The organism is Microcoleus sp. AR_TQ3_B6, from assembly GCF_036702785.1.
GTDB lineage: Bacteria > Cyanobacteriota > Cyanobacteriia > Cyanobacteriales > Microcoleaceae > Microcoleus.
The window spans coordinates 148808-158546 of the sequence record NZ_JAUBVJ010000005.1; the positions used below are offsets into that span (position 1 = coordinate 148808).

General features: G+C 45.2%; 11 protein-coding genes. 6 read left to right on the forward strand and 5 right to left on the reverse strand.

The window, feature by feature from the left end; translation table 11 throughout:
* Both QUB56_RS04545 and QUB56_RS04550 read right to left on the reverse strand, forming a co-directional pair.
* Positions 1-798: tetratricopeptide repeat protein (locus QUB56_RS04545; RefSeq protein ID WP_332953533.1), on the reverse strand; the 798-nt coding region annotated here is incomplete at its 3' end.
* 456 nt (positions 799-1254) lie between these two features.
* The gene (locus QUB56_RS04550) at positions 1255-1635 is read right to left on the reverse strand and encodes an endonuclease domain-containing protein (RefSeq protein ID WP_332953535.1); all 381 of its coding nucleotides are present in this window, start codon (positions 1633-1635) and stop codon (positions 1255-1257) included.
* A gap of 58 nt (positions 1636-1693) precedes the next feature.
* On the opposite strand from QUB56_RS04550, the gene QUB56_RS04555 reads away from it, so the two are divergent.
* From QUB56_RS04555 to QUB56_RS04575, 5 genes are all read left to right on the forward strand, one after another.
* Positions 1694-1825 carry a hypothetical protein gene (locus QUB56_RS04555; protein WP_332953537.1) on the forward strand — a complete coding sequence of 44 codons (132 nt, stop codon included), beginning with the start codon at positions 1694-1696 and terminating at the stop codon, positions 1823-1825.
* A gap of 16 nt (positions 1826-1841) precedes the next feature.
* Positions 1842-2147, forward strand: a complete 306-nt coding sequence (locus QUB56_RS04560) for a hypothetical protein (protein ID WP_332953538.1) — start codon at positions 1842-1844, stop codon at positions 2145-2147.
* Entirely contained in the window at positions 2117-2311 is a 195-nt protein-coding gene (locus tag QUB56_RS04565) for a hypothetical protein (RefSeq protein ID WP_332953539.1), read from the forward strand. Before QUB56_RS04560 ends, QUB56_RS04565 begins: the two co-directional genes overlap by 31 nt.
* A gap of 393 nt (positions 2312-2704) precedes the next feature.
* On the forward strand, positions 2705-4618 hold the full coding sequence (locus QUB56_RS04570) for a heavy metal translocating P-type ATPase (RefSeq protein WP_332953540.1): 1914 nt from the start codon (positions 2705-2707) through the stop codon (positions 4616-4618).
* A 315-nt stretch (positions 4619-4933) separates the two neighbouring features.
* Positions 4934-7000 carry an elongation factor G gene (locus tag QUB56_RS04575; protein ID WP_332953541.1) on the forward strand — a complete coding sequence of 689 codons (2067 nt, stop codon included), beginning with the start codon at positions 4934-4936 and terminating at the stop codon, positions 6998-7000.
* A 222-nt stretch (positions 7001-7222) separates the two neighbouring features.
* Here QUB56_RS04575 and QUB56_RS04580 read toward each other — a convergent pair whose 3' ends face one another.
* Together QUB56_RS04580 and QUB56_RS04585 are read right to left on the reverse strand one after the other, a co-directional pair.
* Positions 7223-7612 (reverse strand): HEPN domain-containing protein, encoded by a 390-nt coding sequence (locus QUB56_RS04580; RefSeq protein WP_332953542.1) that lies wholly within the window; start codon positions 7610-7612, stop codon positions 7223-7225.
* Complete coding sequence (locus tag QUB56_RS04585; RefSeq protein WP_332953545.1) at positions 7609-8274, reverse strand: hypothetical protein; 666 nt, start codon at positions 8272-8274, stop codon at positions 7609-7611. Before QUB56_RS04585 ends, QUB56_RS04580 begins: the two co-directional genes overlap by 4 nt.
* A 169-nt stretch (positions 8275-8443) precedes the next feature.
* Between QUB56_RS04585 and QUB56_RS04590 the strand changes: the two genes are divergently transcribed.
* Positions 8444-8665: a hypothetical protein gene (locus tag QUB56_RS04590; protein WP_332953546.1), complete on the forward strand. Its 222-nt coding sequence runs from the start codon at positions 8444-8446 to the stop codon at positions 8663-8665.
* 230 nt (positions 8666-8895) lie between these two features.
* Here QUB56_RS04590 and QUB56_RS04595 read toward each other — a convergent pair whose 3' ends face one another.
* On the reverse strand, positions 8896-9633 hold the full coding sequence (locus tag QUB56_RS04595; protein ID WP_332953548.1) for a Uma2 family endonuclease: 738 nt from the start codon (positions 9631-9633) through the stop codon (positions 8896-8898).
* Positions 9634-9739 lie beyond the last annotated feature (106 nt).

Consider the following 9739-nt stretch of genomic DNA (forward strand, 5'->3'; position numbering starts at 1 on the left):
CGGCCAAGCTTTCTCATGCTGATTATTTGAAATCAAAGCTTTGGCATAACTATTTAGCGTTATCACATTATTAGGTTCAATCTGTAGCGCTCGCTCAAACAACGGCCAAGCTTTCTCATGCTGATTATTTGAACTCAAAGCATTGGCGTAACTATTTAGCGTTCTCCGATGATTAGGTTCAATTTGTAGCGCTCGCTCAAACAACGGCCAAGCTTTCTCATGCTGATTATTTGAAATCAAAGCTTTGATATAACTAAATAATGTTATTGGATTATCAGGTTGAATTTGTAGCGCTCGCTCAAAGAAGGGCCAAGCTTTTTCATGCTGATTATTTGAACTCAAAGCATTGGCATAACTAGATAATGTTATTGGATTATCAGGTTGAATTTGTAGCGCTCGCTCAAAGAAGGGCCAAGCTTTCTCATGCTGCTTCTCTGAAATCAAAGCATTGGCATAACTATAGAGATTTTTTGGGTTTTCAGGCTCAATATTTACGAGAATATGCAAAACTTCTAACTGTTTATTTAGCTTACGTCCATACTTTAATACCTTAGCATAGGAGCTTAGGATTTTTACATTTTTCGGATCGATAATCTTAGCTTTTTCAAAAATTTCAAATGCTTCTTGATATTGCTTATTTTTCCCCAATACTTCACCATACTTTATCAAAAATTCTGTATTATTGGGAGCTATTTGCAAAGCTTGCTGGAATATGCCGATCGCTCCCTTATAATCACCTGTCTGTATGAGTTCTTCAGCTTGGTTTGTTAAGGTTTCGAGGCGATCGCTAATCATCATACTATGTCCCCGTTAATAGTGAAGATACTTTAATAATAGCAACACTCATACGAAACATCAGCTAAAACACTAAACTCGTCTAGTTTAGAAATAACATTTTGATGATGATTCCGTAAAATCGTGCAACTTCTGGCATAAAGCTTTTCTAGACGATATGAGGATTATTTTAGCCAATCTAAGGGTACAATGACACTTGAGAGAGAAGGAATTTCCAGCGATCGCTCTTTTTGACATCGAAAGGTTGAGAACCCTTGACGACTTTTTCACGGGCCACGGGCGATCGCTTTTTGGGATGAGAGGGGCGATCGCGTTTATAACTTTTTCACGAGCGACGGGATCTCGCTCTTTTTGGTATCGAAAGGTCGAGATCCTTTACTCATGAATTCTCAACTTGCCTTGCGCTCGATTCTCCCTCTAGCACCCCCCTTTTTAAGGGGGGTTAGGGGGGATCTGGCCCTAACAATGACGCTCAATCAAACCCAACAACTCCCCGCAAACCCCCTCAAAACCCTGCAACACATCAACATTAGTAAACCTAACAACTTTCAATCCATACCCCTCTAAAATCCCTGTTCTTTCCGCATCATATTGTTTCCCCAGTTCCGTAAAATGACTCTCCCCATCAATCTCTATCACCAACATTAAAGCAGCACAATAAAAATCTACAATAAAATTGTCTATCGGTCGCTGTCTCAAAACTCGAAAAGGGAAATTTCTCAGAAAATCTTGCCAAAGTTTCTTTTCCGCAGGAGTTGGATTTTTCCGAAGTTCTTTGGCGATGGGGATGAGTTTTGGGTTGTAAGGTAGGTGGAAGTTGGAGTCGTTTAATTTGGGCATTATCTCTCCTAATCTGGACCAGATCCCCCCTAACCCCCCTTAAGAAGGGGGGGACTGGATGTTATTTGAGATTATAGGTGAAGAGGCGATTATTTTGGAATGGAAAGCTCGAGATCCCTTTACTGCTTTTTCACGGGTGGCGGGCGATCGCACTTTTGACATGAAAAAGCCGAGATCCCTTTTGGCATAGAAAGGTCGATCGCCGAGTGCAGCAAATAGCCAGCCGATTAGAAAGAAAGCTGCCCGAATTCAGTCAAATAGAAGCGGAACCAAATCGAGAAATTAAAGTCGCGAAGTTAAAGAAATTGTTAGCTGAAATCAGAAGCCAAGTATTTGATTATGCTAAGAAATTGCGGGATTTGCGAGAATACAGCAATTCCGTTGATATTAATGCAGAAAATTATATCGAAAGTTATGCTAAAATTAAACGTTTGTCAATTAAAAGCGACCATCTGGTCTTTGTGCAGAAGTTCCAGAGTTTGTGCGGTCGCAAATATCAAAGTCAAAGTTAAAAATACTTAAACTACCCGATCGCAAATCAAGATTTGTTCCAGCAGACAACATCCACAATTTGCGGGAGGGTGGAAATCGAACAGGTGGAATTGAACCGGAAGAAGAGAGGGAACGTCAGCGCGATCGCCAACAAATAGAATTCTACAAGCAAAAAAAACAATAGCAGAAATAGCGCGATCGAGAACAAATCGACATCGCCAGGAAGAACAAAGACAAAGAGAAAAAGCGATCTCGCCAACTAAGGAATTCAAGAAGGTATAGAAGAACAAGAACGCTTAATTTTAGAGAATTTTCTGCGAGTGAGATGTCGAGGATCTGGAATGGCTGAAATTGCTTCAATTAAATTCATTGCTGATTCACTCCCGCGGGGGGCGCCGCGGGAATCGAGACTCGACTACAAGCGAGATTTATTATGGGTTTGAATCTTAAGTAAAATACAGGACACGGCACTGCGGTGTCCCTACCCGAAGTTTCTACAGCCCGGGCCAAAAGCTTGACATTAACACTAATGTCAAGGTTTAGGCTAAAGGAGTCATCTACCAAATCAATTTCCCCAATGACTCCCAATTCTCTCCCCATTTCTCGCCTCTGGCGCCTCGCCGAAGAACATCCAGATGCTGTGACTGCCGCCCTGTGCGGAATTCTAGTAATCTTGGGTTGGCTAGCCCTGCAATTCGGCTGGCTGGGCGTAGCCGTGTTAATCTTGCCCGCGGCTTATGTTGTCGGCGGCTATTCCAGCACCCGCGAAGGCTTAATTACGCTTTTTCAAGAACGCGAATTAGATGTAGATTTGTTAATGATTGTCGCTGCTTTGGGCGCGGCCGGTTTGGGGCTGTGGCGGCAAGAATATCATTTAATTGTTGACGGTGCGGTGTTGATTTTAATCTTTGCAATTAGTGGCGCCCTTGAAGGTTATGCTATGCAGCGGACTGAACGCAGCATCCGCAGTTTGATGAGCTTGACTGCGGATACTGCTAGGGTGGTAATGTACGGCGGGGAACGGTTGGTTGCGATCGACAAATTGGAAATTGGCGATTACATTTTAGTCAAGCCCGGAGAAATCATCCCGACAGATGCGATAATTATTGAAGGCTACAGTGCGATCGACCAAGCCTCGATTACCGGCGAATCGATGCCCGTGGAAAAAAGCAGGGGCGATGAAGTCTATGCAGGTACAATTAACGGTGTCGGCGCGCTAAAACTCGAAGTTCATAAAACTCCCGAAAGCAGCTTGATTCAGCGAGTGATTCGGCTGGTTCAAGAAGCGCAGACAGCAGCGCCGCCTTCTCAAATGTTTGTGGAAAAATTCGAGCGCGGTTATGCCAAATTTATTGTCGGTTTAGGCTTGCTGCTGGCAACTTTGCCGCCCTTTGTTTTGGGCTGGAATTGGGAAGAGACAATCTATCGGGCGCTGATTTTCCTAGTAGTCGCGTCCCCCTGCGCGCTGATGGCTTCGATTATGCCAGCGCTGCTTTCGGGAATTGCTAACGGGGCGAGACAGGGGATTTTGTTTAAAAGTGGCGCGCAATTAGAGATGATTGGTAAAGTCAGGGCGATCGCCTTTGACAAAACCGGAACTCTCACCACGGGAAAACCTGAAGTTATCCAAATTGTACCAGCAGCCGGATATACTGAAACAGAAGTTCTGCAACTGGCTGCAGCCCTAGAAGCTCATTCCGAACACGCGATCGCCTCCTCAATAGTCAGCGCCGCCCATCAGCAACAGTTACAATTGTCAACCGCTACCGACGTACAAGCAAAAATCGGTCAAGGAATAGTCGGCAAAGTCAACAATCAAATCATTGCCATTGGTAAAGCCGAATTTGTCGAAGCAACCTCCGAATTGAGTCAAATCAGCCAGCAGTTGCAAGCCGAAGGTAAAACAGTTGTTTGGGTGGCAAAGGGCGAGCAGCTTTTGGGAATCATTGCAGTAGCAGATACCATCCGCCCCGAAGCATCAGCAACGGTAAAACGCTTGCAAAAATTAGGCGTAGAACATATAATTATGCTAACCGGCGACAACGAGCAAACAGCTCAACACATCGCCAGTCAATTAGGCATCAATGAAGTATACGCCGAACTTTTGCCCGAAGACAAAGTGCAGGCAATTAAACAACTGCAAACCCAGTATCAAACTGTAGCAATGGTAGGAGACGGCATCAACGACGCCCCCGCCCTCGCTCAAGCTTCCGTCGGCATTGCCATGGGAATTTCCGGCAGCGATGTTGCTTTAGAAACTGCTGATATCGTATTAATGGCAGATAAGTTAGAGCAACTAGCTAAAGCAATTAGTTTAGGCCGCCGCGCTCAAAAAGTTGTCAAACAAAACATTGTTTTTGCACTCAGTTGCATAGTCCTGTTATTAGCGGCTAATTTTTTCGGAAATATCACCATGCCATTCGGCGTCATCGGTCACGAAGGCTCTACAGTAATAGTAACCTTAAGCGGTTTGCGCCTCCTGAGAAATTAGACACCAAAAACAGCTAAAATCGAAGCAGAGCCAAATTAAAATACGTTCTCAGGCAGAGCCTGGGAACGAGAGTTTTATCTGCGTTCCTCTGCGTTCATCTGCCTTCATCTGCGGTTAAAAAATCAAAATATTAAGAAAAACTACAATTTATGTTTGCGTCACTCAAAATACGGTAGCGTCAAAAGTATGGAATCATACCAAAATCTGAAATTGCTCGAAACTGCAATAAAAATTAACCTAGTAAAAGTCTAGAAAATGGTATAGAACTGATTGCACCAAGAGCAAGGGAAAAAAAGTTTTCTGTTGGAGGCTATTATGAACGAAAAAGTCATTGGGGCCGCGCGGAACGTTGCAATTGTTGGCCCTTATTTAAGCGGTAAAACCGCACTGCTCGAAAGTTTGCTGTCGGTGACAGGGACAATTACCCGCAAAGGAAATGTCAAAGATGGCAACACAATAGGTGATAGTTCGCCGGAAGCGCGCGATCGCCAAATGAGCGTAGAAGTAAACGCAGCCACCGCTGAATATCAAGGCGTCCGCTTCACATTTCTCGACTGTCCGGGCTCGGTAGAATTTGCCCAAGAAACTTACAATGCGCTGATTGGTGTGGATGCGGCGATAATTGTTTGCGAACCCGTTGCCGATCGCACTTTAACCCTCGCACCCCTGTTTAAATTCCTCGACGATTGGGAAATTCCCCACTTAGTTTTCATCAACAAGATCGATCGAGCTTGCACAGACGAAACCACTTGCGGCAGCAACTTCACCGAGGTGCTCGACGCGCTCAAATCCGTTTCCAGCAGGCCGATCGTACCTCACCAATATCCGATCGGCAAAAACGAACACATCATCGGTTTTATCGACTTAGTAACCGAACAAGCTTACCACTACCATCCGGGCGCCGCCGCAGATCCCGTCCCGCTTCCAGAACACCTCAAACCACAAGAAAGCGCAGCGCGGCAGCAAATGCTCGAAGAATTGGCGAATTTTGACGACCATTTACTCGAAGAATTGCTCGAAGAAATCAATCCCGACGTTGAAGAAATTACCCGCGATTTAAAGATGGAATTAGGCGCAGATTTAATTGTGCCAGTATTCATCGGCATGGCAGAACAAGATTTCGGCGTGCGGCCCCTGCTGGAAGCTTTGCTGAGGGAAGCGCCGACACCCGACACTACAGCCGATCGCCGCGGCATTATACTAAGTGAAAACAAAGTTCTGGCTCAAGTCCTCAAAACCTATTACACGCCGCAGGGAGGCAAACTATCGTTAGTGAGAATGTGGCGGGGGACGCTGACAGACGGAGCAAATTTGAACGGCGTTCGAGTTAACGGTTTGTACCGCTTGACCGGCCAGCAAACGCAAAGTTTGCAGTCTGTCAGCGCCGGGGAAATTGTGGCTTTGGGAAGGCTAGAAGGCTTGAAAACAGGCGATACCCTGGCGCTAGACCCATCGGAAGAATTGCCAAAAGCCGAAATCATCCCCCCTGTCTACGCACTGGCGATCGTCCCAGAAAAGCGCAACGATGAAGTTAAGCTGAGCTCCGCTTTAGCTAAATTGCTAGAAGAAGACCCATCTTTAGTCTGGGAACAGCACGGCGACACTCACGAAATTATACTTTGGGGTCAAGGCGAAATCCACCTGAAAGTAGCCTTAGACAGGTTGCGCCGCAAGTATAACTTGCCGATGGTAACTCACTTACCGCAAGTGCCCTACAAAGAAACCATCCGCAAACCAGCATCTTCCATCCACGGGCGCTACAAACACCAAAGCGGCGGACACGGACAGTTTGGCGACGTGTACCTCGACATTGCACCGCAGCCCCGCGGAGAAGGTTTCAGCTTTAGCGACAAAATAGTCGGCGGCGTCGTCCCCAAACAGTACATTCCCGGCGTGGAGGTGGGAGTGCGCGAGTATTTGGACCGCGGCCCGCTGGGTTTCCCCGTGGTAGACGTAGCGGTGACGCTGACGAACGGTTCCTACCATTCTGTGGACAGTTCCGAACAAGCTTTCAAGCAAGCGGCGCGTTTGGCGATGCAGGAGGGAATGGCAAAGTGCGAACCGGCATTGCTGGAGCCGATCGCCAAAGTTGAAATTTGCGCTCCGAACGAGTGTACATCAAAGGTGTTGCAGTTGGTCAGCGGACACCGCGGCCAAATTCTCGGCTACGAAGGTAAAAAAGGCTGGAAGGGATGGGATGCAGTTTCTGCTTATTTGCCGATCGCAGAAATGCAGAATTTGATCGTAGAATTGCGATCGCAGACAATGGGAGTAGGATTTTTTAATTGGGAGTTCGATCGATTGCAAGAAGTGCCGGAACCTTTAGCTAAGCGGGTTTTGCTAACAACTGGCGGCAATGGAAACGGCAACGGTAAAAGTTAGGTAATTGTCTTAAAAAACCCGGTTTCTTCAATTAACCGGGTTTTTGCAGGAGTTGCCCTTAAAGTTTATTGCGATCGGTTCCCATTTACCTCACATCTTGCACCATTCTCAAGAACAGGCAAGATGCCTGTTCCACAAAGAGTGAATTTTCTTGTGGAACAGGCATCTTGCCTGTTCATAAAAAGCTTACTGAGAATGGTGCAACCTGTCAGATTTACCGGATTATTCAGTTAATTTACTTAACGCTAAAATAATATTGTGAGCTAGCATTAACGCAGTTCTCGCTTCTCTTTTTAAGTTAAACATAGTATCTTCATAATCAGCTTTATTCCTCATTTTTCTCAAGCGACTTAAATCTTTGCCTATCTCAATCATTATCTGAGATTTTGATTGATTGTAAATAAATTTTTCAGCTACATATTGATGGGCATTGATATCATAAGTTTTCTTGCGCCAGAGTTTGGGATCTTGTTGAAGGTCGCGCAAGTAATTCCGTGCTAGGCAAAACGCAGAATAATAGGCTCTACTTACAGCAGAACGCAATTCTGCTTCTTTACTGGTTTCAGCTAGCTCTTTTGCTAAATAAAAGTATTCTGACCACTCGAATTTCATTCCCACCCCAAGTCAATGTTTAGTATATTGTTAGGAATGACAAGACTCGCGTCTAGCCACCAGGTGCGATCGAGATTTTTTAACTTTGCAAAAGCTTCATCGACTTCGAGTTTGGTGTAAATGGTAATCCACAGCGAGCGCCAGTTAACATTTTCTGGATCGGTTTTCACTTCCAAGCCTAATCTTTCCGTAGGAAATAGCGCTCGAATGCGATCGTAACCTTCCAGAATCAAAGGTGCGATCGCTTCTTGTTCGATGATAATTTGAAAAGTTTCTAGGGGGTTTTCAACTGCATACAGAGTTTTGATTTGATTAAAAGAGGCAATTAAATTGTCAAAGGCTTTAGCTATTTCAGAGGGATTCTCCACTTCTACTGGCGGCTGAGTAAAGGAAGGCCTTAAATTTATAGCGTCGGTGCTGTAAATGCTCTCAATTGTCTCGTCGTATCGTTTGTCTTTTGATTTTGCTTGGTACTGCTCTTTTAAGTCGAGGCGTTCTTTTGTGTAAATTTCGTTCAGAATGTTGTTTTGTTCTGCTAATTTTTCTAAAGCCAATATCTCACGACTTATATTCTCTTCCAACTCGCCAAGCTGGACAGATGAATCTAGTTTAGCTAAAGCAGCGCCCAGGGCTTGCAGACTAATAATATCTCTTGCTTTCATAATAGTCTATGGTTGGGAAGTTAGGGATTAACTTTACCAGTAATTGTGAAACCTGTCTGGAGATTGTAGCAGATTTGGCGGTTGAATGTCGTAGGGGCGGGTTCACCAACAATATATAACGATGACCAACAATCTATATCAACCCGCCCCCACCCCAGGGTAAATCTGAATGTACATTTCGATTTACCGTGGGGTGGGCGGGTTTTCGAGATTGTTTGTTTGGGGCGATTATGGTTGGTGGAACCCGCCCCTACGATATCGCAAATTATACGATCGCGCATCCAGGAGACATGATTGTCCGAGTATTGGCTGGGTTGGTGATGAGTTGCTGGAGTTTGTAGCAGATTTGGCGGTTGAATGTCGTAGGGGCGGGTTCACCAACAATATATAACGATGACCAACAATCTATATCAACCCGCCCCCACCCCAGGGTAAATCTGAATGTACATTTCGATTTACCGTGGGGTGGGCGGGTTTTCGAGATTGTTTGTTTGGGGCGATTATGGTTGGTGGAACCCGCCCCTACGATATCGCAAATTATACGATCGCGCATCCACGAGACATGATATTAGGGAACTCAATAATTAATTGGTGTATCCGTGTCGTACTTTCCTTCTCCTATTACAATTGATTGGGGTCGATTCCCATTTCTCGGAGTCTTAATTCTAAAGCTTGCGATCGCGATCGTTCTTGTTCCAGCAAAGTTTCTGCCTCAGTAGCCCGTTGCTGTGCATTCTGAGCCTGTTCCTCTGCTTGCTGTGCCCGTGCTTCCGCCTGCTGCCGCAATTGAGCGAGTTCCACAAAACTCACAAACGGTTCTCCCGACGGCCCGAACATTTCGAGTCCAGTTTCAGACAATCCAAAGCGCACCCCCAGTCTGGGACTAATCCAACCGTCGATTTGCTCGATCGCCTCTAACTCTTCCTCAACCCGCTGCCATCCTGTCAATTCTAATGTTTGCGGGTCGTACAAATAGTATTCTTCCACACCGTAACGTTCGTAAAATTTGAATTTTTGAATCATTGCAGCGGGTCGATTTCCCGGCGACCAAATTTCAAACACAACTTGTGGCCCAATATTATCTTCATTCCACTGTTGATAGGAACCACGATAACCTTTTGGTCTACCAAAAACTACCATCACATCGGGTGCTTGGCAAAGTTTATTATTTCCTTCCACGGGATACCAAAGCAAGTCGCCGGCCACGAAAACATTCGGGTCATTCGCAAATAATAGTTCGCAATTTTCCTTAATCCAAACAATTAATCGGAATTGCTCAGTATTATCTGACATTGGTTCGCCGTTGTCATCGGGGTAGATAATATTTGATTTATCGGGAGATTGCAGTTGTGTAACCATTGCTGTTTCCCCAAATTTGATGGTGACTTTAGAGCGTGTCTGGTTATAGAAATATCATAAGGACTCGGCCGTTGAAACCGCGTTTTGTCAAACGAAGTCTGCCTCC